This window comes from Stackebrandtia soli (assembly GCF_965137155.1).
GTDB lineage: Bacteria > Actinomycetota > Actinomycetes > Mycobacteriales > Micromonosporaceae > Stackebrandtia > Stackebrandtia soli.
In genome coordinates this window covers 10,430-35,106 of record NZ_CBCRZX010000039.1, presented here as the reverse complement: position 1 = coordinate 35,106, position 24,677 = coordinate 10,430, and the positions used below count along the sequence as shown (strand labels likewise).

Sequence of the window (24,677 nt, the reverse complement as noted above, 5' to 3'; positions counted from 1 at the left end):
GCGCGACCTTTGAGGACGGACAACAGATGACCACGAACGCCGCCGAGGGCGTGATCGCCGCGATCCAGTCGGCCATCCAACACGCCGAATCGACCACCGCCGCCATCAAGTCCTGTGACGTCGCCGCTCAACACGCGCACGCCTCCTTCGCCGTGTCCGGTGGTTCCGACAAAATGCTCATCCTCGATCAGATAGCCGAGCGCCTGCGCATGGCCACGGGAATGGAGATCGAGATGGAGAACGCCCTCCGCGAGGCCGTGCGGCTCGCGGGTGTCCTGTCCACCGGCCAGCCCGGCTGACGCTTCGCCCCTCGACGGCCTCGGTCTCGACCGGGGCCGTTCGTCGTGTCGAGCCGGCCAAGTCGGATCGCGAGGCGGGCCGCTCCCCCTCAACGCAGAGCCGAGCATCGCACCGGTCTGCCGCGTTCGACGAAATTCCCTCGGCTGTGCCGCGATGATGGTCGGGCACGATCACACGGGAGGTAAGTGGAATGAGCAGCAGGGACACGAGCGGCGACGAGGGTCGCAGCATATCGATCTTGAAGCTGATCGGGGCGCTGGCACTGCTCGCCCTGGCGGCGTGGTTCATCTTCTCCAACGTCGAGACCGTGGCGATCAAACTGTGGGTCGGCACCGTCTCAATGCCGATGTGGATCGCGCTGCTCATCACGTTCTTGGCGGGCTGGGCCTTCGGGCTGCTGGTCGGAGCGTGGCGACGGCGCGGGAAGAAGTGAACCCGCCCGCGTCGGGCGGGAACGCGGGCGGGGGCTGACGATGCCGGGTCGTCAGCCGTTCTCCATCAGGTCGGCGACCCGATTGCGCAGTTCGGGGAGCCGGTTGTACAGGGCTTGGCCGGGACAGATCGTGTTCACGAAGTCGCGGTGCCCGTGGATCGCCGCGTGCGGATCGAGGTTGTACCGCGTGCACAGCCATGCGCACGTCTGGACGAGAGACCCGAACTGGCCGGTCGGAATGATCGCGTCGGCCTCCGTGTAGGTGCCTTCGTTCTCGATGCCGATGGTGTGGCCGTTGTGGTTGGCGGTCTGTGTGCCGTAGACGAGACGACCGGCCCTGATCGCCTCGAAGCTGCGGTGGCGGCCCTCCATCACGTGGCCGCCACGGCTGATCGTCAACTGCTGCCCGGCGTCGATCCAGCCGTTGCCGTCCATGTGCAGGTCCTGGATCTCGCGGGACGTCCGGAAGGCGCGCGCCAGCGAGAAGTCCTGAGTGTTGGGCCATACCGCGTGGTGAACGACGATCGTGTCGGGCGGGTCGATGATCTGGACGGGCACTCGCGGCGGCCGGGCGCTCCAGTCGGCGCGGTCGTACAGCAGCACCGGTTCACCGGCCTTGGAGCCGGGAGCGGCGTGCGCGATGGACGGTACGCCGAGGGCCGCGCCGCCGATCGCGGCGGCGCCGAGGATGAGCCCGCGACGTGACAGGCGGGGCGGACGGTCCGGGTCGGGGTGGGACATGTCGATGGTCCTTTCCACGGACGACCGGCAGCCGGTGCGGCACCGCGCCGGGTGCGGCGGAACGGGCACCGGTCGGCATCGGCGTGGCGCGAACGCGTCACCGACCCATCATGTCGAATTACTTCGATACATGTCAATAGATTGGCGGTTTCCTTCAGAAGATCACCACCATTTCGGACACTCAGTCCTCGGAGTGCTCCGCCTCGTACGACTGCGAACCCGGAACGCCACCGTACATCCTGGACACCTTTCCCGAAAGATCGAAAGTCACCGATCCATCGTGATAGGGGTCGTCGAGCGTGATGTCGATTTCGAGCGGTCCCGGCCCGTCATCGGGCGAGCCGAGGAAGCGCCGCACACCGATGTAGGTGTTCTCGATCTCGCCGGTGAGGCCGGTGAGCTCGTGTGTCCGCGCGATGAGGTCCGGCAGGAGCGTGAAGTCGACCTCCCGCACATCGAACAGCTCGAGATCGATGTCCTCGGGCTGGATCGTCGAGGGCCCCTGTCGGCTGGCCACGCCGTAGCGGTAATGGAAGGCGTCCAGGGTCACCGCGCCGGGCGTGGTCGGCGCCTCGATGATGATGTACCCGTCGTGGAGGCTTATATCGGTGAACATCGGCCCGCCGACCTCCTCGATGAGGGCGTCGATGCCCTCGGCGACATTGCGTCCGGTGGTGTAGTCGAACGGGTCCTCACCGGTGAGGATGCCGGCGACGCCTTGCGAGAACCGGTCGTACGAGGGGGCGATGACGATGCCGAAGCCCACCGCGACGAGCGCGATGTAGCTCGCGATCCTGAGGCCGCTGCCCCGCCGACCGGGGGGTGTCGGCCGCGGCGCGGGCTTCGGGTCCGACTTCCACTCAGGCGCGTAGACGGCGGACGGGATGGGAACTCCGCTCGGCGTCTCACCGCTCCACTGGGGATCGTGCGTCGTGATGACGGTGACCTCGGGCCGGTCGGGGTCGTTGCGCACGACGGGAATGATCGCTCCGGGCTGGAACCGCGACAGCGTCACGATGTCGAGCAGCGCCGTCGCCGTGGTCTGGTACGCGTCCCGATCCGGTGGGGCGACGACGAGCCGAAGACGGCCCAAGGGCTGGCCGTTTATTGCGTTCGTCCGCTCGATGTGCTCAATGCGGGCGGGGATGCGCGGTCCGGTCGGGATGGGCTTCCCGATGTCGAAGGTCTCGGGGATGGCGCTGCGAATGCTCAGACGGCCAGAGGCACCCGCGATGGAGAAACCGATGAAGAGGAAAGGAACGACGACCGGCACGATCCAGAAGTGGTCGGGGTCGCCGAGTGCGACGAGGAGAGCGATGCCGCCGAGCAGCACGCCGATGAGGAGGGCGGTGAGCAGTTTGAACACCTGCGCAGAGTATCGGCGCTGTCGAGTATCGGATGGGCGCGGCACGGTCGGGCCGCGCCGGTGGGCGTCAGTGGTCGCGCCCTATGAATTCCCGCAGCCGTGTCAACGGCCAAGTGTTGACGACGTCGTCGACGGTCAGCCACGCGCGTTGGGCGATTCCGATGCCGAAACGCTGGTACGCCAGGTGCGGTATGGCATGCGAGTCACTGTCCACTGAGAACTTAACGCCGTGATGTTTGGCCAGTCGCACCAGATCCACGGGAAGGTCTGATCTGTCCGGATAGGAGTCGATCTCCATGATGGTCTTGGTGCGGGCGGCGACCTGGAATATCGCGTCCCAGTCGGCGTCCACCGGCTCACGTCGGCCGATCTTGCGGGTCGTCGGGTGACCGATGATGTCGACGTTCGGGTTTTCGCACGCCGTGATGAAACGACGGGTCATCTCCTCGCGCGGCTGATCGAAGTGCGAATGGACCGAGGCCACGCATACGTCGAAGTCCGCCAGTACGTCGCCGGGCCAGTCGACCGAACCGTCGGGGCCGATGTTGAGTTCGGTGCCGTGCAGCAGACGCAGCTTCGGGTACCTCCGCTGCAACTGTCGCAGTTCTTCGCGCTGCCGAAGCATCTTGTCCAAGGTCATGCGCTGCATCGCCAGGTCGGGCGCGTGGTCGGTCACCGCGTAGTAGGCGTAGCCGCGATCGGCTGCCGCGGCGACCATGTCGGCCAGTGACGCCAAGCCGTCGGTCAGGTCGGTGTGAGTGTGCAGGTCACCGACGAGATCTGACAGTTCGACGACAAGCGGCAGTTCGCCGCGAACCGCGGCCTCGACTTCACCGATGCCCTCGCGCAACGGAGGCGGTACGTACTGCATGCCGAGTTTGGCGTATATGTCCTTTTCCTCGGCGGCGGCCAGAACGTCCTCGCCGTCGAACAGGCCGTACTCGGACAACCGCCAACCCTTCTTGACCGCCCGCTCCCTGAGGGCGACGTTGTGTTCCTTGGAGCCGGTGAAGTACTGCATCGCCGCGCCCCACGACTCGGCCGGCACCACCCGCAGGTCGATCTGCAGACCTTCGGTGGTCATCACCGACGTCTTCGCGTCGCCTCCCGCGATCACCTCGGTGACGTACGACTGAGCCCGGAACTCCGCCATGATCGACGGCGGCGCCACCGCGAGGATGTCGACATCGCCGATTCGGTCCTTCATGCGACGCAGCGAACCGGCGTAGTCGATCCGGTCGGCCGAATCCGACAGTGCGGCGATCACCTGCTCGGCCATCGACATCGCGACACCGATGTGGACTTTCCCGGCATTCTGTCGAAGCTGTTCGATGCCCTTGAGCAGTTTCGTCAATGACTTGGGGCCCAAGCCTTTGACACCTGCCAGCCGACCGGCGGCGATGGCCTCGGCGAGCGCGTCGGGCGAGTCGATGCCGTATGTCTCGAACAGCATGATGGCGGTCTTCGGCCCGAGCGTCGGCACTCGTGTCAGCTGGCGTACGCCGTCGGGGATTTTGGCCCGCAAGTCGTCGAGCTGCCGGAAGCTGCCGTCTTTCAGGAATTGGGTGATCTTCTTGGCGATGGCGTCACCGACGCCGGGCACGGTCCGCACATTGTCCGGGGTGAGGTCTTGGGCGAACCCGGCGACGGCCTTAGCGGCCTTTTGATAGCTGCGCACGCGGAAGGCGTCGCCACCGGACAGTGCGAACAGGTCGGCGTACTCCCGCAACGCGGCGGCTGCTTCATCGTTGGCCCTGGGCATGGGCACAGCCTAGGGCGCCACACCGACGGTGTTCGTGAAGTCGGCGCGGACCCGCAGGTACATGAGCGCGGACGCCGCGAGCAGCACCCCGGAGACGGCCCAGACGCCCTGGATCGTGATGATGGGCGCCAGCCACGGCAGGACCAGGGCCGCCGACGCGCCGCCGCCCTGCAGGACGAGCGACTGGACGGAGACGACCGTCGCGCGCTGCCTCGACGTGACCTGACGGTGGATGATCTCGGAGCGGACGGGGCCGACGAAGCCGATCCCCGCGAACATGACGGAGTAGCCGAACGCGGTCGCGACCAGACCCGCGGCACCGGTCATGGAACCGCTGGCGCACAACAGGATCAACCCGGTGGCAGCGATCCCGATGCCCGTGACGGCGGTGCGGACGACGCTGCCCAGCGCATCCGCGAGACGGCCGCTCAGAGTCGCGCCGAGCGCGCTGCCCGCGAAACCGACCGCCGTGATGACTCCGTACACGGTCGCGGCCCCGGTGGCGTCTCCGGTCAGTTCCTCGATGCGGACGGGGGTGAAGAGCTCGACCGTGTTCAGGGCAACCCCGACGACCGCGACGGTGGCGAAGACGTGGGCGAGCACCCGGCTGCGGAATCCGAGGCGGATCCCGTCCGCGATCGTCGACGGAACCTCACGGATCAGGGCGAGGAGACGGGGCGTGGGGCCGGACCTCGACGGCTCGGGCATGCCGAGGAGCGCCGTCAGCAACAAGGCGAGGTAGCAGCCGGCGGCGACGAGCATCGGGATCGACAGCGGGACGAGCAGTCCGTTGCCGGTCGGAGGGAAGACGATCGGCATCAGTCCACCGAGAATCGTGCCGATGCCGAGGACGATCGAGCCAGTGGCCTCCCCCGCCGCCAGACCACCGCGGATCGGAGCGTCGGGGTCGGTGGCGTGGACGGCGTCGACGTACCAGGCTTCGGCGGGGCCGGACGACAGCGCACGGGCGATCCCGCGCAGAACGGTGATGGCGATGAACTCCCACAGTGTGGTCGCCATGGCGATCCACACGAGCGCGACGGCGCCGGTCGCGGCCGAGACGGCGAGGACGCCACGTCGTCCGATGAGGTCGGCGATGCCTCCGGTGGGCAGTTCGAGGACCGTGACCACAACACTGTGGATGACGAATACGAGACCGACCTCGGCGAGGCCGAGACCGCGTGAGGTCATCATGAGAACGCCGACGGCCAGGGTGAGTCCGACCGGAAGCCAAGTGAGGGCGGTCAGCACTACGTAGCGGCGACGCAGCGCCGATGAATCCATGGTGGTCATTGGTTGCTCCGAGCAGGGAAAGGCGCGCGGCGCATGGGCGTCGCGTCATGGATTGGGTGGTTGCGGAGTGCGGCCTGTGGTTAGGGCGCGTCCTGGTCGTCGGGGTCGATGAGGGCCGCCAGGTAGAGGCGAACGAATCGCGTGTCGGGACGACCGCGGTCCTTCTCGCGAAGCTCCTCAACGAGCGCCAGCGTCCGCCGTTGCAGCTCCCGCACGGACTCCGGGCTGAGTTCGGCGGCGTAGTCGGACATGGCGAGGGTGTCGCGCCAGACGTCCTCGAGTTCGTCGACGGCGGCATCGTGGCGTTCGAGCTTGTCGATGAGGAAGGCCGTCTGATTCCCGCGAAGTGCACGGGTGGCCTCGCGCCCTTCGACGTCGCCGAAGTCGGAGTTTCGCCAGGAGGTGTAGCGGGCGGTCGCACGCCACCGCTTGTCCCGGGCGTTGTGCTGTTCCGGGTCGAGCTCGACGAAGTCGTGTTTGGCCAACTCGCGCAGGTGATAGCTGGTGGAGCCACTGCTCTCGTCGAAGCGGCGCCCGAGTTCGCTGGCGGTCGCGGGACCGTGCATGCGCAGGGCGCCGAGGAGACGGGCGCGCAGCGGGTGGGCCACGATCTTCAGAGCCGCGAGATCGGTGACGAGTTTGATCGTCGAGTCGTCCATGCCACGACACTAACATTGCAAAGACTATTTTGCAAAGACTTCTTTGCGATCTTCGGTCGTCCCCTCCGAAACGCGGCCGGGCAACGCGAACGGGGAGCCCGACGACTCGGACTCCCCGTGGACGAACTCGGTGCTCAGCAGCCGCTCAACCCGGGAACACCAGGCAGGGTCGGCCACTCGCGGTCCGTCGACTTGTACAGGTAGCAGACGCCGCCGCTGGCGCCGACGACCGATCCACTGGCGTTGTACCGCTTCGTCCGCAGCCAGATGTTCTCGAACTGGCGACGGTTGTAGACGTGACGAACCGCCTCGTTCGTCGGGGAGGCCGGATCGTTCGCGATGACGTCACCGTCCTCCGTGAACCCGATGAGCGTCATCAGGTGCCCCGCCGTCCCGTAGCCCGCGCCGTCGAGTTCTTCTTTCAGGAACGACTGCGAGGTGATGATCGGGAACCCGGCCGCGATGAGGGCCTCGGCCTCGTCGAGGGAGCCGATGCGGGTGACGATGGCGTCCATGTCCTCGTACGTCGCTGCGTAGGCAGCGTTGAACGGCCAGTTCCCACAGCCGTCGTACTGGGCGTCGAAGGTCTGCCGAGCCGCGTGGCAGATCTGACGGTCCGCGTAGGAGGGGTCGACCCAGGTGTAGTCCTCCGGGTCCGCCTTACGGCCGAACGACTCGATGATCATCTGGGACGACGTCGGGCTGCACCAGGCCTGGCCGCCGCCACCATACTCCGGGTATTGACCAGAGTGGATACTCTGTGAGTATTGCGGCACATCGACTTCCAGGCCACGCGCGACGCCGGGCGTCGACTCGGGCACGTCGAAACGGTCGGGGACGGTGGAGGCGAGGGCGCCGATGCGCCAGACGCGCGGACGGACATCGCTGCCCGGCGTGCGGTGCAACGTCAACCGGAAGCGGTAGGCGGCGACGCGGTGCGCGTCGGGGTCGTCGATGGAGAAGGTGTCGGTCCAGATCGTGGCGCGCGGGTCGCCCTGACCGTCGACGGAGGTGCGACGGATGTCGGTCTCCCCCGACGCCCAGCGGCCCATCACGAACCACTCGCTGTCGGCGCCGTCGTCGTAGCGCGCGGCGAGCTCGACCTGAAGCCAGCTGCCCGCCGGAGTCTCGGCGTTCCAGGACGGAATGACCTCGGTCGCGCCGAAGCCGATCTCGTACCACGGCGAGGTCCACACCGCGATGTCCCAGTTCGCGGTCACGTCGGTGTGCGGATCGGTGTACTCCACCGAGTCCACGGCCTTGTGGAAACGGATGCCAGGTCGGCCGCCCCGGCTGTCGACCTTGACTCCCTGCGCCTCACCCTCGTGCCACTGGCGCGTCGACGCCCACTCGCGGAAATCGATATCGGCGTCCGCCATCGTGGTCACGTCTGTCAAGGCGGCGGACTCCTCGGCGGAGGCGGCACCGGCCGCCAAGATCGACGAACCCGCGGCCAGCCCGGCCGTGAGCACGGCCCGCCGCGACATCGCATTACTCATTGGACACATCCTTAATGTCGTTGCCGGAGCGAAGGGGGGACACCACAAATTCCAGCACGTATCAGCGATCATTCATAAAGGTAGACTCCATAATTTGCATACAGCGACAACCTCGGTTATCGTTTTCGCCTCCTGTTCCCTCCCATGAAAGGTCGGCGAATTGCTGCCCGCGTCCCTCCAGGCGTGCTTCCTACCCGACCCTGACAGTCCCTCAGGCGGCACGATGGCGTGGTGGGGCACCACCGACGTCCTCGACGCCGCAGGGCGGCACGGTCTACCCGACGGGGCACCGTCGCACCGGCTGCTGGCCCGGCCCGACGGCGAGAAGGTGACGGCGCGGTCGACCCCGGTGCGAACGGTGCCACTCGGCCAGGCGGTCCCGGCGCTCGCCGCGATCCAGCCTCGGCCGGGCATGAGCGCCTCCCTGCTGACGTGGCGGGCCGCCGCCCTCATCGCCCTCGGTGGCGGCGAGGCGGAGCGCTTCGAGGCACTCGCCGAGTCGATGCCCGCCGCCGCGCACGCGATGGTCGACGGCGATGGCGTGTGGACGGCCTACGCGGCGTTGACGGCGTTCGCCGAGGCGGTGACGCGGACCTATCTCGCTCCGTCGACGACCGGGGAACGGCTCGTCGACGCCAAGGACGACGAGGCCGACACCCCCGATGTCGAGGCGACGTTGCGGCCCTACCAACGCAACGGTGTCGCGTGGCTGCGGGCGATCGCCGACCACGGGCGGGGAGCACTGCTCGCCGACGACATGGGACTGGGCAAGACCCTGCAGGCGATCGCGTTGATCGCGGGCCGAGCGGCGACCGATCGCCACCGTCCACATGTGGTGGTGTGTCCGACCTCGGTGCTCGGGAACTGGGCGCGCGAGCTGCGCCGGTTCGCGCCGAGACTGGGGGTGCTGCGTCATCACGGTCCACAGCGCGCGGCCGACGTCGCCGCGTTCGAGCCCGGTTCGGTCGTCGTGACGAGCTACCAGGTGATGCTGCGCGACATCGAGCTGTTCGCGAGCGTCGACTGGGACGTCGTGGTTCTCGATGAGGCGCAGCAGATCAAGAATCGACAGTCCCAGACCGCGAAGGCAGCGCGGCTGCTTCCCGCCCACGTGCGGGTCGCGCTGACGGGTACGCCGATGGAGAACCGCCTCAGCGAACTTTGGTCCATCATGGACTTCGCGAATCCCGGCCTGTTGGGAACGCACCAGCGCTTCGTCAAACGCTTCGCCGAACCGATCGAGTTGCGGCACGACGGCCGGGTCGCCGCGCGGCTGCGGCACACCGTCGAACCGTACCTGTTGCGGCGATTGAAGAACGACGTCGCCGACGACCTCCCGGCCAAGCAGGAGTCCATCGTCTCGTGCACGTTGACGGCGGAGCAGGCCAAGTTGTACAGGGGTGCCGTGTCGGCGGCTCTCGACACGGGCTTCGGTGCCGGCATCGCCCGGCACGGCCGCATCCTGAAGCTGTTGACGCAGTTGAAGCAGATCTGCAACCACCCCGCCCAGTTCCTCGGAACGGAGGGAACGCTGCGGGGCCGGTCCGGCAAGCTCGATCGCGTGACCGAGATGCTCGCCGAGGCTGTCGCCGAGGGCAGCCAGACGCTGATCTTCACTCAGTTCCGCACGATGGGCGAGCTGCTCGCGCGGCATCTGGGCGCGGAGCTGGGGATCGACGAGGTCCCGTTCCTGCACGGCGGGGTCTCGCAGCCGGCGCGGGAGGTGATGGTCGACCGTTTCCAGGGCGACACCGCCCCGGACCCGATCCTCATCGTCAGCCTGAAGGCGGGCGGTACGGGCCTGAATCTCACGGCCGCGACGAACGTCGTCCACTATGACCGATGGTGGAACCCCGCGGTGGAGGACCAGGCGACCGACCGGGCGCACCGCATCGGGCAGACCCGCCCCGTCGACGTGTACAAACTGGTCACCGGTGGCACCTTGGAGGAGCGCATCGCCGACATGTTGGAACGCAAGCGAAGCCTGACGGACGCCGTCATCGGCACCGGGGAGGACTGGGTCACCAACCTCGACGACCGGCAGCTCCGCAAGCTCATCGAACTGTCCGAGATGGAGGTCGCGTGAGCGGTTACGGTCGGACCTGGTGGGGGAAGCGCTGGCTGCGGACGGTCGAGCAGCTCGGGATCACCTACCCGGACTCCCGGATGTCGAAGGCCCGGACGCTCGCCCGCGCGGGCGCCGTCGATCTGCTGACGATCGATCCGGGCGAGTTGTCGGCGTGGGTCGACCAGCCTCGTCGCAGCTTCGGGGTGAGCGTGCGGCTCCCCGTATTCGATACCGCGCAGTGGAACGCGGTCGACCGGACGCTCGCCGAGCAGCTGCGCAACCTCGCCGATCTGTTGGACGACCGTCTGCCCACCACCATCGACAAGCAACTGTCCATGATCGGTCTCTCGCTGTTCCCGGCCGATGGCGAACTCGACACGTACTGCCCTTGCAAGGACTCCAGCGCGGCGTGCGTGCACGTCATCGCGGTCCAACACGCCTTCGCCGCCCGCTTCGACGACGACCCGTTCCTGTTGCCGCTGTTGCGAGGCCGGGATCATGACGCGTTCCTGGCGGGGTTGCGGGCCGGATATCCGCGCCCGCCTGCGGGGAGGACGCCGACGGAGAGGGTGGCGGTGACGGCTTTGTCGGCCGATGACTATTACGAAAGGAACACGACCGCGAACGCGCTTCTCCTGGGTTTCGCATAATTGACTCGGTCGATTTCCACATTTGCGTCAATTCAAATACGGCGATTAAAAGTAGGTGCGGACGGCATCGACGATCGAGCCGTCATCGGACACCACGGGAATGAGATTCCAGCGATCGAAAGCGGTGCATGGATGTGAGATCCCGAGCCGCACGATGTCGCCGACGTTCACGCCGTCCAGGTCCCCTCGGACATGGGCGTGCTGGTCGTTCAGCGCGACGACGGCCGCGTGCGGCAGATCCAGTGGGATCGGGAATCCCGCGTCGAAGGGCACGTCGCGGCGTCCAACGTCCAGCAGCGCCAGCCCGGGCTCCGGCAGGGACAGAACACCCGCCCGGACCGTCAGAGCGGGCGTCAGCGCGGGCCCGTTGCGGTGACGCGCGGCGGGTGTGGCTCCGGCGTACATCCCGTGGTCGTGCGCGATGTACGAGCCCGCCCGCAACACGACCTCCACGCCGGACTCGATCAGCGGACGGGCGGCGTCGGCGATCTGGTCGAAGTACTGACTGCCACCGACGGTGACGATCGGCCGATCGACCGGGTAGTCGAGCGCCTCGTGGAGACGTACCAACCGCCGCGTAAAATCATCCACAATGGCCAGATCGGCGTCGTGGACGTCGTGCGCGAGGCTGCCCTCGTAGCCGCCGACCCCGACGAGCCGCAATGACGAGGCGCGGTCGATCGCGGCGGCGACTCCCAAAGCGGTCTCGTGCTCGCGAGCGCCCGCTCGGCCCCCGACTCCGCCGAGTTCGACACACACGTCCAGCGTCGCTCCACTCGACCTCAGGATCGAATCCATGATGGATACGGCGTCGACGGAATCCGCGAAGCACACCACGTCGGCGCCGTCGGCCACCCAACCGGCGAGCCAGGTCAGCGCGTCCGGACGCACGATCTCGTTGGCGAGGAACACGCGCGGCACGCCGAAGGCGGCGGCGATCCGCAACTGGGCGGGTGTGGCGAGCGTGATCGCGGCGGCTCCGGACTCGAGTTGACGGCGCCACAGCTGCGGCGCCATCGTGGTCTTGCCGTGCGGCGCGTGGGTCAGCCCTTCGGCGGCGCACCAACTCGCCATCCCGGCGATGTTGGCGGTCAACGCGGTCGCGTCCAGCGTCATCACCGGCGAGGGCAACTCCTCGACCGTCGGATCCGAGGCGAGCCACTCCTCAAGGCTCGCACCGTATGCCGACGGCGGCACGGACCGGAAACGCCAGTCGAGGGGTTCGGTCATGAGCCGTTGAAACGCCGTGTCGTTGAGCATCGGTCCTCCACCAGAAATAGCAAGGTATGTTACCTATATGTCCGACAAGATCGCGATCCGCACTGAAAACGCGCCCGCTCCGGCCCACACCTTCTCACAAGGCGTCCGCAAGGGACCACTTCTGCAGGTCTCGGGGCAGGGCCCCGTCGACGCCGTGACCGGCGCATACCTGCACCCCGGTGATGTCGCGGCACAGACGGAATTGACGCTGCGGAATGTCGAGGCCATCCTCCAAGCGGGCGGCGCGAGCCTCTCCGACGTCATCATGCTGCGGGTCTACCTCACGGCGCGGGACGACTTCCCGACGATGAACGACGCGTACGGCGCCTTCGTCTCCGCTCGCGTCGGCGACGGCGTACTCCCCTGCCGCACCACCGTGTTCACCGGATTGCCGCGCGAGGAGATGCTCGTCGAGATCGACGCGCTCGCCGTCGTCAACGACTGATCGCGTGCGAACGAGCCGCGCGAAATCGCAGGCCGGCGCTACCCCAGGACAACCACAGCACGACGAGGGTGGCGAACCCCGACATGATCATGCCGGTGATGTTCAACCCCAACTGGAGTGACGCCTGAGCGAAGGCCGGGATCTGCGCCAACGCCAAGGTCAAGGCCATGTAAGCCGCCGCAGGAACCGTTGTGACCGAGATGAAAACGCCCACCAACACCGATGACTTCTCCGACGTCAGCGACAGCGTGCCCGCGACCCCTGCGAGCACCGCGGCGATGAACGACCAGCGGTCGGGATGAACGATGTACTGGGTCTCGCGGTGCCGATCGGCGACCCAACTCGAGTCGATCCACCCCAACTGATGGCACACGAGCGCACCCAGGAACGCGGTGAGGATCGCGAACAGGAAGCCGCCCACCAGGGTCATGGACGCGCGGCCGACCCGACCGAACGTGCGGGTCAACAATCCGAAGCTGATCGCCGAGATCGGGCCGAACTCCGGCCCGAGCACCATGGCGCCGACGATGAGGATCGGCGAGTCGTTGAGAATGCCGATCGCGGCGATCAGCGTCGCGATGGTGAGAAAGGCGAGAAAGGACCACGTCAGGCGGGACGACTCGGCCATCCGCTGGGCGAACTCCTCCCACACCACGGCGTCGTCGCTCTCGGCGGAGCCGTGGGAGATTCGTTGCGCCGTGTCCGATAGCAACAACTCGATCCGTTCGACCGTGATCGAACCGGCGTCATCGATGCCGAGCGTGTCGAGGACGTCGAGGACCTCGTTGGCGACTTCCCGGGTGACGTCGCACAGGACGACGTCACCAGGTGGCTTGCGGGCGGCTCCCGGGAGGACCACCAGGTTCGTCACGCCGTCGTTGCCGTCCAGCCGCGAACACACGGTGTCTGTTTCGGACGGTGGCGAGACGATACGCAGGTGAAGCACGGAACGTGACGCTACCGCACCGATCCGCCGAGGTCGGGCTACGACGTGGCCGGGCCCTCGTCGCGAGCGGTCAGCACGAGTGGACCGGCGTCCGTGATCGCGATGGTGTGCTCGCTGTGGCTGCCGCGTGAACCGTCGGCGGACCGGATCGTCCAGCCATCGGCGTCGTAACGTATCTCGTCGGTCGTCGCCATGAACCACGGTTCGACCGCGATGACGAGACCGGGACGCAACGGATATCCACGACCCGCCCGCCCGGTGTTCGGGACGGTGGGGTCCTCGTGCATCGTGCGACCGACGCCGTGCCCGCCGAACTGGGTGTTGACGCCGAAGCCGTACGACTCGGCGACCGCTCCGATGGCGGCCGAGATGTCGCCCGTCCGCGCGCCCGGCTGGGCTGCGGCGACACCCGCCGCGAGGGCCTCCTCGGTGGCGGCGATCAGTCGCAGGTCCTCGGGGCGCGGCGTCCCGACGACGAAGCTGACCGCCGAGTCGGCGACCCAACCGTCGACGGTGACAGCGATGTCGAGGCTCACGAGATCGCCGTCGGCCAGGACGTGGTCGCGGGGAAGCCCATGCAGCACCGCGTCGTTGATCGAGGCGCAGACGACGTTCCGGAACGGCCCCTTGCCGAACGAGGGCTCGTAATCCCAGTAGCACGACGCGGCGCCCTTGTCGGCGATCATGGCGCGGGCGTGGTGTTCCAAATCCATCACGTTGACGCCGACCTCGGCGCGATTCCGCAGCTCGGTCAATATGGACGCGACGAAGCGGCCGGCCGGGCGCATCCGCTCGATGTCGGTGGGGGTCTTCAGCTCGATCATGGGTGCCTTTCAGCGAAAGCGATGAGAACGGGTGGGATTAAAATACCGGTATTATAATACCGATCATGATCAGGCACCCCCTCACACCGACACAACTGGCGCAAGGCCGCGAGCTCGGTGCCGCGCTTCGTCGCGCCCGAGGTGAGACCCCACTGGCGAACGCGGCGGAGGCCGCCGGCATCTCCCCCGAGACCCTCCGCAAGATCGAGACGGGCAGGCTGCCCAGTCCGTCCTTTTTCACCATCGCGGCCCTGTGCAGGGCATACGAGCTGCCCATCGACGAGCTTGCCGAGGAATGCTCGACGGCGGCGCACTGAGACACGGCCGACGTTAGTGCGCCCACGACCGCGCGCCATATGGATAGTTGTACTATCGGATAAATCAACTATCCATATGAGGAGTCGTCATGACCACCATCGCGCTGTCCGACACGAGCCGCGTCATCGCGGGCGTCATGTTGCTGACGATCGTCACGATCGAATTCGGCGGCACGTTCCTACTGAGCATCGTCCGTGGGAAGGTGCCCAGGACGGAGTTCCAGAAGTCGTTCGCACGCGCGGGTCACGGACACGCGGGCATGTTCGTCACACTCGGCCTCGTGGGTCTGATCCTCGCCGACGCCGCCGATCTCACCGGATTCCTCGGGATGGTCGGCCGCCTCGGCATTCCGATCGCGGCGATCCTGCTGCCCGCCGGGTTCTTCCTGTCCTCCCTCGGGCGTGGCGAAGTCACCAAGCCGAACGGTTTGATCGTCCTGGTCTGGTTGGGCGCCGCGAGCCTCGCCATCGGCGTTGTGACACTGGGTCTTGGGCTACTCCTCTAAGCCGGATTCAATCGTCCGACATGGCTAGTCCTTGAAGGACCGCGCGATGGCTTCGAGGCGGGCGTGATAGTCGCGTAGCCAGGTCTCGTCGGTGGAGACCAGGTTGTCGTTGCCGGGACGAAGGCCCGCCGAGCCGTCGATCTCCTCACGGACGATGTCGGCGTGGCCGGCGTGGCGGTTGATCTCGGCGACGACGTGCACGAGGATCCGATGCAGCGTCACCTTCTTCGGATTCCACCACGGCACCTCACCCGGCGCGTCGAGCGGCAACGCCTCGATCGTGGCGTCGGCGTGCTCGGCGACGCGCCGGTACAAGTCCACGATGTACTCGCGAGACTCGTTGGCGGTGGCCCACAGGTCCATGTCGTGGGGAATGTCGAGCTCCAGAAAATCGACGTCCTCGGGGAACGGCCGCCCGAACGTCAAACCGAAGTAGCCCGACTCGACACTGGTCATGTGCTTGACCAGCCCCAGCAACTGGGTACCGGTCGGGGTGAGCGGACGACGGATGTCGTACTCGGACAAGCCGTCGAGCTTCCACAACAGCGCCTCGCGCGCAGAGCGCAGGTACTGGTGCAGTTCTGCCTTTTGCTGGGATTCAGTCATGCCGGACACCCTGCCACACGCATCCGACAGTCCTGGACGACGTCGTGACGAGGGGGGTGTCCGTACTGCGACGACGTGGTCGTCCACACCGTTCGCGGCCACCGAATGCCGTGCGGATGTCAATACCCGCCAAGGTCGACGCTTCTACAGTCCTTTATGGTTTCATTCGGTGGCATGGGTGCCCGCATCCAGTCGGATGGGCGGCAGGTATCGCGGGGTAGTCGGGTCGCACGGGAACCCCTTGTTGAGACTGACTCACGCTTGCGTCGGTCAACCGTTTGACTTCCTACGCCGACCAGTGCGCCACGGCCATCGCCCCCTTCCACGGAAATACCGAGCCCGCCTCGGACACCCCGCCACCCACCTAAGTGGATTCATCCGTGCATCCTGACCTGCTGAACAAAAAGTTATCCACAACCGGTGAGTTATCCACAGGCTGATCTTCGTGAAGTTGCGACGACTCCGGCGGTGCCCCATCGTCGAGGGGACACGGAGGGCGATACGGACTCACCGTCTCCGCTCCGCCATATTCCCGAAAGGACGTATCAACGATGTTCGACGCCTGCATCACCATCGTCGGGACCGTCGCGACCGCTCCCGCGCAACGCGACCTCCCCACCGGCCCGCTCACCGAGTTCCGCGTCGTGTCGCGGTCACGTCGATACAACCGGCAAACCGGCCGTTGGGGCGACGGGGACGAGCTGTTCATCAAGGTCGCCGCATGGCGGAACCTGGGCAAGGACGCGTTCCGCGACATCACGGTCGGGGACGTGATCATCGTGCGCGGTCGGCTCTGTTCGCGGCGGGTACGCGGCGAGGACGGACACCGATACGTCTACGAGATCACCGCGTCCAACCTCGGCCATGATCTGGCTCGCGGAATCGACCGGCCGTCCCGCAAGGCCGCCGCGTCGGACGTCCGGCCTCCGAACACGGAGACCGAGACCGACGGCTTCGACACGCTCATCGAGGACATCGAGAACTCCGCACGAGAGCTCGAGCCGGCGGAGTCGGTGCTGCTCGGCGGGTGACGCACCCGGCTCCCGACAGGCTCCGTCGGCCACGGGAACACGAGGGGCCGGGTGGTCGTGGTGGCGCCCGAACCCAGGCACCACCACGATGTCAATCCATGATCGACAGGTCGAGGGCGAGCACTCCGTCGACGACGTCACGGGAGCCACCCGCGACCGGGGAACGCCGCGAGATCGGCAGCGGTCGGTACTCCGAGACCGTCCACCCACCGGATTGGAGGGTTTCGAGGTCGCTGAGACCGTGGAGACGGACATCCGCTTTCGCTCCACTCGCGACGGTGTTCATGCCGGCGGCCGAGTCGACCGAGACGATGTCGCACAGCCACCGGGCGTCCCGGAGCACCCCGGCCAGGCCGCTCGCCAACTCGGTGACCTGCTCCGGTGGCAGATAGACGAGGAGGCCCTCGCTCATGACGATGGTTCGGCGATCGGCCAAGCCGTGTTCGACGCTGACCCGCCGGAGCGTCGCCACGTCGCGGACGTCACCGGGGACGCGCGTGACGGGGCACCGGGAATCGAAGGGCGCCAAGACCTCTGCCTTCAGCTCGACGACATCGGGTGCGTCGACCTCGATGTAGGTGGCGCAAGTCGACAATTCGAGCCGGTAGGGGCGGGCACAGAAGCCCGCCCCCAGGTTCAGCACCGCGTATCCGGTGTGGCCGCTGGTCGTCGTGGTCAACAGCGCGTCGAGGATCGCGGTTCGATACACCACCTCGTCGGTCCCGGCGGCGAGGAGGCGACGGCGAACATTCTGCCGTTGGCGCTGAACATCGACGAACAGTCGCGCGTACTCATCGCGCACCCGACCACGGGGTTTGGCCGTCTCGGCGGCGCGGGCGGCGGCGGCCACGAAGGCCGTCGCCTGCACCGCCGCAGCGACGTCTACTCCCACCGGAACCACTTGATGGAGACCGCGGCGCACACCACCACGGTGCCGCCCGTGACGAGGAGGGAAGTCGTCATGTCGTCTCCGCCGGTGTCGAGCCACGCCCACTTCAGCGCGTCGATGGCGTAGGTCAACGGCAAGGCGTTGGCGATGTTCTGCATCGTGTCCGGCATGATCTCCAGCGGGACCGTCGCCCCGGTCAGGAAGATCATCGGGAAGTAGATGAGGTTCGCCAACACGAGCGCCGTCGATTCGCTCCGAGCGATCGAGGCGATGAGCAGACCGATGCCGAACATGGACAATGCGGCGAGCACGACGAGGCCCGCGAACGCCCACGGGTGTTCGGGGGAACTCAGGTCGTAGACGAACACGCCCGTGGCGATGAGCAGACCGACGCCGATGACGCAGATGACGCCGTTGGCGAGGATCTGGCCGGTGAGGAACGCGGTGGGGCGTGCCGGGGTGGCGCGAAGGCGGCGCAGGAAGGACCGCGAGCGGTACTCCACCATGCCGAGCGGGAAGCTCATGAGGCCGGTCACGGCGAGCACGATCCCGACGTAGGCGGGCACGGAGACGTCGATCGTTCCCATGCCGCCGAACTCGTCGGCGGGGTCGTTGCCGTATATGCCGCCGAAGATCATGAGCATCATGATGGGGAACGCCAGACCGAAGAAGACGGTCGGGAAGTTACGGAAGACCCGCTTGGTCTCGAAAAGGAGGACACTGCCGAGCATCGATTTCACTCTCCATCCGTCGCGTGCTGTTTGGTCAGGGCGACGTACACGTCGTCCATTGAGGCGGTGACCGCGCGGGACACGGCCGAGTGCTCGTCGAAGAGCGCCGTCACCCGGTCGCGGAGGGATGCGTCGTCGATGTCGACCTGGATGCGGTTTCCGGCTGGGGTGACGGTGACGCCGTCGCCGAGTTCGACGAGCGCTTCGCGAAGCGCGCCATGGGAGGCGGCGTCCTCGACGATGATGCGTTCTCCGCCGGTGGCGTGGGCGGCGATAAGTTCGGCGACGCTACCGGTGGCGACGATCGAGCCCGCGACGATGACGGACACCCGGTCGCAGAGGTATTCGACCTCTTCCATGTGGTGTGAGGAAAGGACGATCGTGAGCCCTTCCTCGTTGCGACGGCGCAGGCCGTCCCACACGGTGCGGCGCGCCTCCGGGTCGAGGCCGGTGGTCAGCTCGTCGAGGAAGACGATCTCGGGCTTGCCGATCAAGGAGAGCACAAGAGACAGACGCTGTCGCTGCCCGCCGGACAGCTTCGTCACCTGGGAGCGCTTCTTCTCGGTAAGGCCGAACTGTTCGAGCAGTTCGTCGGGATCGGCCGGGTCCTGGTAGAAGCCCGCGAAGAGGGTGCACAGCTCGTCGACGCGGGTCCTGGTCGGGTACGCGGAGTCCTGGAGTTGGACGCCCGCGATGCGCGCCATCGCCGTACGGTCGCGAACGGGGTCGACGCCGAGCACGCGAATGTCTCCGGCGCTGGACTTCCGCAGTCCCTCGATGCACTCCATGAGAGAGGTCTTGCCGGCGCCGTTCGGCCCGATGAGGCCGACGATCTGACCGGCGGCGACCGAGAAGTCGACGTTGTCGACCGCGACCTTGGAGCCGTATCGGACGGTGACGCCGGTCGCGGTGATCGCGGCCTCCGTCGTGGTGGTGCCGCCCGTGGGGGTGTCGCCTGATGCGACCTGGGGTTTCATGTTTTCCTCCTGTAGGTGTGCGGGGTCAACCGGCGCGGCCCGCCTGGGCGGGTCGGCGCGAGCGCTCGTCGGCGGGTCCACTGTTGTTCGTGTAGAAGCCCGCGAAGGACGCGTGCATGATGATCGCGGGGATGACGCTTCCCGTGATGACGAGCAGGAGCCCACCGACGACCGAGATGACGATGCTGGAGATCGTCAGGACGAGGGCCTGGAGCGGGCTTTCGGTGAGTAGGGCTTGGCACACCGTGAAGACGAGTCCGGACCACAGGATCGCGGCCCACGGTTCGGCCCCCGCGAGGAGGAGACCTCCACAGAGGACGCCTCGGAAGAAGAACTCCTCGAGGGCGGCGCTGGACATGGGCACGATCCATCGCCATTGGACGGGGAGGACGAGGATCTGGCTGATCCATCCGACCGACGACACGGACGATCCGATGTCGATGGTGGGTTTGACGGAGTACAGCACCGACATCGCGAACGCCGTCAATGAGGCGGATCCGGCGATGGCGAGCACCGTCATCGGCAGGTAGCGCCAGTCGAGGCCGATCGGCAGGACGTCGCCGAGCCCGGGACCGGTGGTCAGCATGACGGCGGCGGCCGCGAGCGCCGCGCCCGCCAGATAGATGAGTGTGCCGACGATCGGGAAGACGAGCCGCGGCGGCATCCCTGTCGCCGAGGAGACGGCGAGCTTGAACCGTTGGCGGCGACGGGGCGCGGCCAGCGGCAGACGGTAGGCGACGAGCCAGATCGCGGCGGCCAGACACGAGACGGCGAGATGGATCCAGGCTTGTTGGTTCACGCTCGGCCTCCCCAGCGCGGCACGATCGTGAGCACGACGATGTTGTGCACGACGTGGGCGACGAGCGGGACGAGCAGGGCGTGCCCGCTGATGACGTAGAGGGCGCCGTAGACGGCACCGGTGAGGATCTTCTGGGACACCGTGAGCCAGCCGAAATACAGATGGTTCAGTCCATAGAAGACGGATGTGATGGCGATCGCGGCCCACACCGGCCACGCGAGGTTCGACACGAGCAGGTCGATGCCGATGCGGCGGAAGATGAGCTCCTCGCACGCGGCGACGACGCAGACGGACGCGACGGCGCCGAACCGAGAGGGCGCGTATCCGTGCAGCGCGACCCGGTTCACGCGTTGCCGACGGATCAGGGCGTTGCCGTAGCCGAGGGCGATCTCCCACAGGGGGGCCGCCAACCCGAGGACCACGGCGATCGCGAGCCAGAGGCTCCACTGTGGCATCGGGTTGGCGGCGGGAAGCGGTGCGACCGCCCACGCCAGCGCGGCCATCGCGCCGGCGAGGACGGGCATGCCCCACTGCTCCATGCGGGCTCGCTGGGTGGCTCCGGCTCCGGCGAGCGCCATCGACGCGACTCGGATGAGTTGTGTCGGGAACGCCGCGCAGATCAGGACCAGCGCGCTAAGGGAGAGGGTGAGGGTACTCATTGGTGACTCCGCCGTACTTCAGCATCCGGGGGTGGGCCTTGGCCGGCATGCCGGGAAGGCACATGCTCAGCAACTCGGGGATGAGTACCCGCACGACCTTCCACGGTGTGCCGTCGAGTTCGGGCGGAGTGATGTCGAGGTACGTCGCCCACTCGCTGATCCCGGCGACCATCTTGATGAGCTCGCCGAGCTCGTTCTCCTTGGTGGCCAAGGGTTCGATCTCCGACAGCTTGACCGTCTCGCCGCCGAACCGGGACGCGACGATGTCGCGCTTGTGCTGCGCGTCGTCCGGGCTGGCGAAGTAGAGGACGTTCGTGTCGAGGTCGAGGTACGGGGAACTGTTGACGGAGGCGTGCACGTTGACGGTGTCGAAGATCGCCGAGTACATGCCGAGGCCGAGAATGGCCGCGCTCTCCATCGTCCCGCGCAGGAACGCGTAGTTGGGGTCCGCGTCGCCCTGGAGACCGAAGGTGATCAACGGCAACGTGTCGTTCTTGCGGTCCATGTATATGCCGATGGTGGGCAACGGCAGATCCGGCAGCGTCAGATGGATCGGCCGGACCTGGTATTCCGAGTCGGGGCCGAGCTGCATCGACGCGAGGATGCGCAACAGGTCCGGGTTGTCGAGTTCGACGGCCCGACCCGGGGTCTCGGTGTACCAGTTGATGATGAACGAGTCGATCTGGACGGCCTCGATGATCGCGTTGCGCAGCGCGTTCTCCAGGCTGCCGTGCGCGGCGGTCCCGGTCGAGAAGGAGGGCGTGAAGAGCTTGTCGCCCGCGTCGGGATTCGTCGTGAATCCCAGGAAGAACAGCTGCGCGGGCACCCACAGGTCCTCACCGGGGCGGGTCAGGGACGGACACTTGACCCACGCGATGACGTCGTCCTCCGTGGGCGGACGGTCGGCGTACCGGTGCAACTTGCTCGAGATCATCGTCTGCTGCTCGGCGGTGTGGATGCCGAGGAAGTCCAGCGGCATCGTCGGGCCGATGTCACGCATCTGCTTGTAGGACGCGTAGTGGAAGTCCCGATCGAACATGCGAATGGCGACCATGGCGCCGTACCGTTCGACGGATTCGCCCATCAGCTTGATGAACGCCTCCTCGTGGTACATGCCGTATCCACTCAGGTGGTACTGCATGTGCATCTTCGGATCGTCCATGATGAGCCGGTGGTAGTGCGGCATCGTCGCGGTCATGGCACGCATCTCGGGCTCGCCGGGGATGTCGGCCACCGACACGAAGAAGCCGGGCATGATGCCGGCCTGGTTGCCGCCGATCTGCCGGTACTTGTTCTGAAGTCGGGTCATGGGCGGGTAGTGCGAAAGTCTTACCATTGCGGCTCTCTCAAAGTGAGTGTCGGGCAGGGCGCGGTCGGGGCGTCACCGGAGCACGTCGGCGACGATGCGGTCGACGGCGGCGCGGCTGTTGAAGTTGATCTCCTTCAGACGCTGCCGGGCGACGCGGCCACAGGCCGGACAGTTAGGCATCCGCAACAGATCCTGGGTCTGGATCTCCATGGTTGGCAAGTGAATTCCGAGGACGCGTCCCGACATCCGCGACGCGTTGACGGCCGCGTGCAGGTAGCCCTCGGTGAACGCGAGTACCGTCACCAGGCTCATCATCGGGGCGTCGGTGTCCTGGGCACTGCGCTGACCGATCGGTGACCGCGCGAAGTCGTGGTACGCGACGTGATCCTCGAGCCGGGCGAGGGCACGTTGTTCGAAGCACTCGAAGCAGCCGGTGTGCGGCGACTTCAGACCCACGATGGACACGAACGGTCCGTCGATGAAGGAGCTGATCCACGGAATGTCGTGGCCCTCGACGACCCGGTTGAGATTGCGCAGGAACGGAAGCGACGGTCGTTGGAAGCACGAGACGATGACGGCGGCCTCGGCGAACTGCGGACGCAGCTCCTCCAACGCCCGCTCGGTGTCGTAACCCTCCATGCGAGTGGTGAGGTCGCTCGTGTCGAGGCGCTCGTAGGTGGCGGCGTCCAGTTCGCGCAGGTTGACCCGCATGCCCGCCGCGAGGCCCTTCGCCTGCTGACGGGAGGCGTCGTTGTCCGTGATGAACAGGACGTCGCCCTCAGGCGTGCCGGTCGCTCCGGGGTACGGCGACGTGAGGCGCCCGAGCAGCGCGGCGGTGACCGCGTCCTGCGAGCTGCGTTCACCGGCGACGACGAGGACACCGGCTTCCGCGAGATCGAGGAAGAGCTTCTCGACGTTGGCGCGCTCGATCGGCGTCAACGCGGCGTCCATGTGCTGGCCAAGGGCGGAGGGTCCGGCGGCGAGCGCGCGGAACGCCGTCGTGATGGTCCGGGCAACCGCCTCGGACTCATTGGACGTGTCGATCACGGCCTCTTCGAAGTTCCACACGCCCGTACGGACGCGGAACTTGCGCTCGCCGTCCTCCAACATGCGGGCGGTGCTCGCCAATGCGAACGCGGTGTGCTGAGCATCGATGACAGTCACTGGGTTAATCCTCCTGGCCTACAACCGAGACATGAACAACGTGACGGGTGTGCCCGTCGAGACGCAGGGCCTGTTCGATGGCCTGCTTGTCATAGCCGCCCTGGTCGGTACCGGCGAGAGCCAGCGCGGTCCGGGACAGGTGAACGTTCTGCAGAATCGCGCCGACCTCGATCAGCCCGAAGACGACTCCGGCGTCGCCGTACTTCCGCGAGTTGTGGTACATGTTGTACACAAAGGTCAGAACAAAGGCCGAGTCGTTGACATCGAAGTCGACCGACGCGAAGGTCTTGGCGGGGTCGGGCGAGCCCCCGGCGGGCGGGGTGCACGGTTGCAGCGTGTGCGAGTGCGCCAGGTACTCGTAGGCTCCCGCGGAAAGTCCATCCACATTGAACGCCTGCACGAAGAGGCTGATCGGGTACAGGCCACCGCCGGACGGGGCGTTGCGCAGGCTGATCGAGCCGTGGCTGCCGCCTCCGCCATACGGCAGCGCGCCAGAGGTGCCCTGCGCGTGATGCAGGATCGTGGCGAGATCCTGGACCGACACGGCCTGACCGGAGAACTCGCGACCGCTGCGGCGGGCCGTGATGGCCGTCGTCAGGGCCGTCTTGAGCTTCTTGGGCTTGGGCAGTTCGATGGCCTTGTCGAGGTCTTCCTCAAGGTCCGCGTGGACGGACGACAGCACGGCGTCCTGCTCGAAGAACCGGCCGATGCCGAGCTGGAATCCGAGCCGGTTGTTATCGGTGCGGTAGTTCAGCAGCATCTGCTCGCCGACGAACTCGTCGCCGTCGGCGAACCAACGGCCGCGGATCACCGAGTCGGGCGGCCGCACGACCGTCGACGACGAATACATCGACACCATCGTGTGCTGCATCGAGAAGCCGCCGACTATGCCCAGGTAGTCGTGCTCGGCGAGCGCCGACTCGACCTCCTGTTTAGTCCTCTTGTACGTCATGGGATCAGTTCACCGTCGCTTGTGGGTTGTTGGTGACCAGCGGATAATCAAGAGGGCAGGAACCCGCCGAAGCGGGTTCCTGCCGGTGTAGGTGTGCCAACTACCACGAGCAGCAGCTGGAGCAGCAGCAGTTGCCGCCGCCACAGGTGGTGGACGCGCCGGGCGCGACCGTGACGGTCAGCCCGCCGGTGGCGGTGCTGGCGATCTGTCCGGAGAAGCTCAACATCGAAACCTCCTAATAAGTAGATGACTACTGTGCGCTAGACACTAGCGATACGCCGCCATTACAGGCAAGGATTCGCTTGTATCGATTTGATGAACTGGCGCCGAATCCGCGTTTATCCATCCATAATGGTGTGTCCCATTGAAACAATGCGGCACCGTTGCATTGCCAGTGATGACAATTCATGAAACCGTCATCGACTGTTCGGACACCTCCGCGCATGAACGGGAGACGAGACCCGGGCCAGGTCATCAGAGTGTCGGNGNGG

27 protein-coding genes are annotated in these 24,677 nt (G+C 66.7%); 8 read left to right on the top strand and 19 right to left on the bottom strand.

The genetic code is table 11. The annotated features are described in order from the left end of the window. Positions 1-26 precede the first annotated feature (26 nt). Together ACM9NP_RS18815 and ACM9NP_RS18810 are read left to right on the top strand one after the other, a co-directional pair. The gene (locus ACM9NP_RS18815; protein ID WP_415648056.1) at positions 27-299 is read left to right on the top strand and encodes a hypothetical protein; all 273 of its coding nucleotides are present in this window, start codon (positions 27-29) and stop codon (positions 297-299) included. 191 nt (positions 300-490) lie between these two features. Then, the gene (locus ACM9NP_RS18810) at positions 491-733 is read left to right on the top strand and encodes a LapA family protein (protein ID WP_415648055.1); all 243 of its coding nucleotides are present in this window, start codon (positions 491-493) and stop codon (positions 731-733) included. A gap of 51 nt (positions 734-784) precedes the next feature. Here the strand turns inward: ACM9NP_RS18810 and ACM9NP_RS18805 are convergent, their stop codons facing one another. The 6 genes from ACM9NP_RS18805 to ACM9NP_RS18780 all read right to left on the bottom strand — a co-directional run bounded on the left by ACM9NP_RS18805 (position 785) and on the right by ACM9NP_RS18780 (position 8,053). Then, entirely contained in the window at positions 785-1,474 is a 690-nt protein-coding gene (locus tag ACM9NP_RS18805; protein ID WP_415648054.1) for a peptidoglycan recognition protein family protein, read from the bottom strand. A 181-nt stretch (positions 1,475-1,655) separates the two neighbouring features. Then, positions 1,656-2,840 carry a hypothetical protein gene (locus ACM9NP_RS18800; RefSeq protein WP_415648053.1) on the bottom strand — a complete coding sequence of 395 codons (1,185 nt, stop codon included), beginning with the start codon at positions 2,838-2,840 and terminating at the stop codon, positions 1,656-1,658. A gap of 67 nt (positions 2,841-2,907) precedes the next feature. After that, positions 2,908-4,602, bottom strand: coding sequence for a DNA polymerase/3'-5' exonuclease PolX (gene polX, locus ACM9NP_RS18795; protein ID WP_415648052.1), 1,695 nt, complete (start codon positions 4,600-4,602; stop codon positions 2,908-2,910). Positions 4,603-4,611: 9 nt separating this feature from the next. Next, positions 4,612-5,895: an MFS transporter gene (locus ACM9NP_RS18790; protein WP_415648051.1), complete on the bottom strand. Its 1,284-nt coding sequence runs from the start codon at positions 5,893-5,895 to the stop codon at positions 4,612-4,614. An 80-nt stretch (positions 5,896-5,975) separates the two neighbouring features. Next, positions 5,976-6,554: a winged helix-turn-helix domain-containing protein gene (locus ACM9NP_RS18785; RefSeq protein ID WP_415648050.1), complete on the bottom strand. Its 579-nt coding sequence runs from the start codon at positions 6,552-6,554 to the stop codon at positions 5,976-5,978. 134 nt (positions 6,555-6,688) lie between these two features. Beyond that, positions 6,689-8,053 carry a peptidase C39 family protein gene (locus tag ACM9NP_RS18780; RefSeq protein WP_415648049.1) on the bottom strand — a complete coding sequence of 455 codons (1,365 nt, stop codon included), beginning with the start codon at positions 8,051-8,053 and terminating at the stop codon, positions 6,689-6,691. A gap of 160 nt (positions 8,054-8,213) precedes the next feature. On the opposite strand from ACM9NP_RS18780, the gene ACM9NP_RS18775 reads away from it, so the two are divergent. After that, positions 8,214-10,139, top strand: coding sequence for a DEAD/DEAH box helicase (locus ACM9NP_RS18775; RefSeq protein WP_415648048.1), 1,926 nt, complete (start codon positions 8,214-8,216; stop codon positions 10,137-10,139). Continuing rightward, on the top strand, positions 10,136-10,771 hold the full coding sequence (locus ACM9NP_RS18770) for an SWIM zinc finger family protein (RefSeq protein ID WP_415648047.1): 636 nt from the start codon (positions 10,136-10,138) through the stop codon (positions 10,769-10,771). Before ACM9NP_RS18775 ends, ACM9NP_RS18770 begins: the two co-directional genes overlap by 4 nt. Positions 10,772-10,816: 45 nt before the next feature. Here ACM9NP_RS18770 and ACM9NP_RS18765 read toward each other — a convergent pair whose 3' ends face one another. Continuing rightward, entirely contained in the window at positions 10,817-12,031 is a 1,215-nt protein-coding gene (locus tag ACM9NP_RS18765; protein ID WP_415648046.1) for a type III PLP-dependent enzyme domain-containing protein, read from the bottom strand. A 37-nt stretch (positions 12,032-12,068) separates the two neighbouring features. On the opposite strand from ACM9NP_RS18765, the gene ACM9NP_RS18760 reads away from it, so the two are divergent. Next, entirely contained in the window at positions 12,069-12,476 is a 408-nt protein-coding gene (locus ACM9NP_RS18760; RefSeq protein ID WP_415648045.1) for a RidA family protein, read from the top strand. Here the strand turns inward: ACM9NP_RS18760 and ACM9NP_RS18755 are convergent. Both ACM9NP_RS18755 and map read right to left on the bottom strand, forming a co-directional pair. Then, positions 12,466-13,422, bottom strand: a complete 957-nt coding sequence (locus ACM9NP_RS18755; protein WP_415648044.1) for a DUF389 domain-containing protein — start codon at positions 13,420-13,422, stop codon at positions 12,466-12,468. The two genes, ACM9NP_RS18760 and ACM9NP_RS18755, sit on opposite strands and share 11 nt — an antisense overlap. A gap of 38 nt (positions 13,423-13,460) precedes the next feature. Further along, the gene (map, locus tag ACM9NP_RS18750) at positions 13,461-14,246 is read right to left on the bottom strand and encodes a type I methionyl aminopeptidase (RefSeq protein ID WP_415648043.1); all 786 of its coding nucleotides are present in this window, start codon (positions 14,244-14,246) and stop codon (positions 13,461-13,463) included. A gap of 65 nt (positions 14,247-14,311) precedes the next feature. Between map and ACM9NP_RS18745 the strand changes: the two genes are divergently transcribed. After that, complete coding sequence (locus ACM9NP_RS18745) at positions 14,312-14,563, top strand: helix-turn-helix domain-containing protein (RefSeq protein WP_415648042.1); 252 nt, start codon at positions 14,312-14,314, stop codon at positions 14,561-14,563. Between the two features lie 89 nt (positions 14,564-14,652). Further along, positions 14,653-15,069, top strand: a complete 417-nt coding sequence (locus ACM9NP_RS18740) for a hypothetical protein (protein ID WP_415648041.1) — start codon at positions 14,653-14,655, stop codon at positions 15,067-15,069. A gap of 24 nt (positions 15,070-15,093) precedes the next feature. Here ACM9NP_RS18740 and ACM9NP_RS18735 read toward each other — a convergent pair whose 3' ends face one another. Next, positions 15,094-15,675: a DinB family protein gene (locus tag ACM9NP_RS18735; RefSeq protein WP_415648040.1), complete on the bottom strand. Its 582-nt coding sequence runs from the start codon at positions 15,673-15,675 to the stop codon at positions 15,094-15,096. A gap of 551 nt (positions 15,676-16,226) precedes the next feature. Here ACM9NP_RS18735 and ACM9NP_RS18730 point away from each other — a divergent pair. Continuing rightward, positions 16,227-16,706, top strand: a complete 480-nt coding sequence (locus ACM9NP_RS18730) for a single-stranded DNA-binding protein (protein ID WP_415648039.1) — start codon at positions 16,227-16,229, stop codon at positions 16,704-16,706. 91 nt (positions 16,707-16,797) lie between these two features. Here the strand turns inward: ACM9NP_RS18730 and ACM9NP_RS18725 are convergent, their stop codons facing one another. The 9 genes from ACM9NP_RS18725 to ACM9NP_RS18685 form a co-directional block, all read right to left on the bottom strand. Beyond that, positions 16,798-17,598, bottom strand: coding sequence for a class I SAM-dependent methyltransferase (locus tag ACM9NP_RS18725; protein ID WP_415648038.1), 801 nt, complete (start codon positions 17,596-17,598; stop codon positions 16,798-16,800). Then, entirely contained in the window at positions 17,589-18,326 is a 738-nt protein-coding gene (locus tag ACM9NP_RS18720; RefSeq protein ID WP_415648037.1) for an ABC transporter permease, read from the bottom strand. The genes ACM9NP_RS18725 and ACM9NP_RS18720 overlap by 10 nt, the downstream gene beginning before the upstream one ends. Positions 18,327-18,331: 5 nt before the next feature. Next, positions 18,332-19,303: an ABC transporter ATP-binding protein gene (locus ACM9NP_RS18715; protein ID WP_415648036.1), complete on the bottom strand. Its 972-nt coding sequence runs from the start codon at positions 19,301-19,303 to the stop codon at positions 18,332-18,334. A 25-nt stretch (positions 19,304-19,328) separates the two neighbouring features. Continuing rightward, positions 19,329-20,102, bottom strand: a complete 774-nt coding sequence (locus ACM9NP_RS18710; RefSeq protein WP_415648035.1) for a CPBP family glutamic-type intramembrane protease — start codon at positions 20,100-20,102, stop codon at positions 19,329-19,331. Then, positions 20,099-20,761, bottom strand: coding sequence for a CPBP family intramembrane glutamic endopeptidase (locus tag ACM9NP_RS18705; protein WP_415648034.1), 663 nt, complete (start codon positions 20,759-20,761; stop codon positions 20,099-20,101). The genes ACM9NP_RS18710 and ACM9NP_RS18705 overlap by 4 nt, the downstream gene beginning before the upstream one ends. Then, positions 20,736-22,070 (bottom strand): YcaO-like family protein, encoded by a 1,335-nt coding sequence (locus ACM9NP_RS18700; protein WP_415648033.1) that lies wholly within the window; start codon positions 22,068-22,070, stop codon positions 20,736-20,738. The genes ACM9NP_RS18705 and ACM9NP_RS18700 overlap by 26 nt, the downstream gene beginning before the upstream one ends. 72 nt (positions 22,071-22,142) lie before the next feature. Further along, the gene (locus ACM9NP_RS18695; RefSeq protein ID WP_415648032.1) at positions 22,143-23,234 is read right to left on the bottom strand and encodes a TOMM precursor leader peptide-binding protein; all 1,092 of its coding nucleotides are present in this window, start codon (positions 23,232-23,234) and stop codon (positions 22,143-22,145) included. 4 nt (positions 23,235-23,238) lie between these two features. After that, complete coding sequence (locus tag ACM9NP_RS18690) at positions 23,239-24,186, bottom strand: SagB/ThcOx family dehydrogenase (RefSeq protein WP_415648031.1); 948 nt, start codon at positions 24,184-24,186, stop codon at positions 23,239-23,241. Positions 24,187-24,286: 100 nt separating this feature from the next. Continuing rightward, a complete protein-coding gene (locus ACM9NP_RS18685; RefSeq protein ID WP_415648030.1) occupies positions 24,287-24,412 on the bottom strand; it encodes a hypothetical protein in 126 nt (41 codons plus the stop codon). Between the last annotated feature and the right edge of the window lie 265 nt (positions 24,413-24,677).

Coding starts and splice junctions, on each gene's coding strand:
- ACM9NP_RS18805 (WP_415648054.1), bottom strand. CDS start 1,474: ATGTCCCACCCCGACCCGGACCGTCCGCCCCGCCTGTCACGTCGCGGG.
- polX (WP_415648052.1), bottom strand. CDS start 4,602: ATGCCCAGGGCCAACGATGAAGCAGCCGCCGCGTTGCGGGAGTACGCC.
- ACM9NP_RS18705 (WP_415648034.1), bottom strand. CDS start 20,761: ATGAGTACCCTCACCCTCTCCCTTAGCGCGCTGGTCCTGATCTGCGCG.
- ACM9NP_RS18785 (WP_415648050.1), bottom strand. CDS start 6,554: ATGGACGACTCGACGATCAAACTCGTCACCGATCTCGCGGCTCTGAAG.
- ACM9NP_RS18815 (WP_415648056.1), top strand. CDS start 27: ATGACCACGAACGCCGCCGAGGGCGTGATCGCCGCGATCCAGTCGGCC.
- map (WP_415648043.1), bottom strand. CDS start 14,246: ATGATCGAGCTGAAGACCCCCACCGACATCGAGCGGATGCGCCCGGCC.
- ACM9NP_RS18765 (WP_415648046.1), bottom strand. CDS start 12,031: ATGCTCAACGACACGGCGTTTCAACGGCTCATGACCGAACCCCTCGAC.
- ACM9NP_RS18720 (WP_415648037.1), bottom strand. CDS start 18,326: ATGCTCGGCAGTGTCCTCCTTTTCGAGACCAAGCGGGTCTTCCGTAAC.
- ACM9NP_RS18700 (WP_415648033.1), bottom strand. CDS start 22,070: ATGACCCGACTTCAGAACAAGTACCGGCAGATCGGCGGCAACCAGGCC.
- ACM9NP_RS18740 (WP_415648041.1), top strand. CDS start 14,653: ATGACCACCATCGCGCTGTCCGACACGAGCCGCGTCATCGCGGGCGTC.
- ACM9NP_RS18810 (WP_415648055.1), top strand. CDS start 491: ATGAGCAGCAGGGACACGAGCGGCGACGAGGGTCGCAGCATATCGATC.
- ACM9NP_RS18715 (WP_415648036.1), bottom strand. CDS start 19,303: ATGAAACCCCAGGTCGCATCAGGCGACACCCCCACGGGCGGCACCACC.
- ACM9NP_RS18690 (WP_415648031.1), bottom strand. CDS start 24,186: ATGACGTACAAGAGGACTAAACAGGAGGTCGAGTCGGCGCTCGCCGAG.
- ACM9NP_RS18780 (WP_415648049.1), bottom strand. CDS start 8,053: ATGAGTAATGCGATGTCGCGGCGGGCCGTGCTCACGGCCGGGCTGGCC.
- ACM9NP_RS18685 (WP_415648030.1), bottom strand. CDS start 24,412: ATGTTGAGCTTCTCCGGACAGATCGCCAGCACCGCCACCGGCGGGCTG.
- ACM9NP_RS18730 (WP_415648039.1), top strand. CDS start 16,227: ATGTTCGACGCCTGCATCACCATCGTCGGGACCGTCGCGACCGCTCCC.
- ACM9NP_RS18745 (WP_415648042.1), top strand. CDS start 14,312: ATGATCAGGCACCCCCTCACACCGACACAACTGGCGCAAGGCCGCGAG.
- ACM9NP_RS18790 (WP_415648051.1), bottom strand. CDS start 5,895: ATGACCACCATGGATTCATCGGCGCTGCGTCGCCGCTACGTAGTGCTG.
- ACM9NP_RS18735 (WP_415648040.1), bottom strand. CDS start 15,675: ATGACTGAATCCCAGCAAAAGGCAGAACTGCACCAGTACCTGCGCTCT.
- ACM9NP_RS18760 (WP_415648045.1), top strand. CDS start 12,069: ATGTCCGACAAGATCGCGATCCGCACTGAAAACGCGCCCGCTCCGGCC.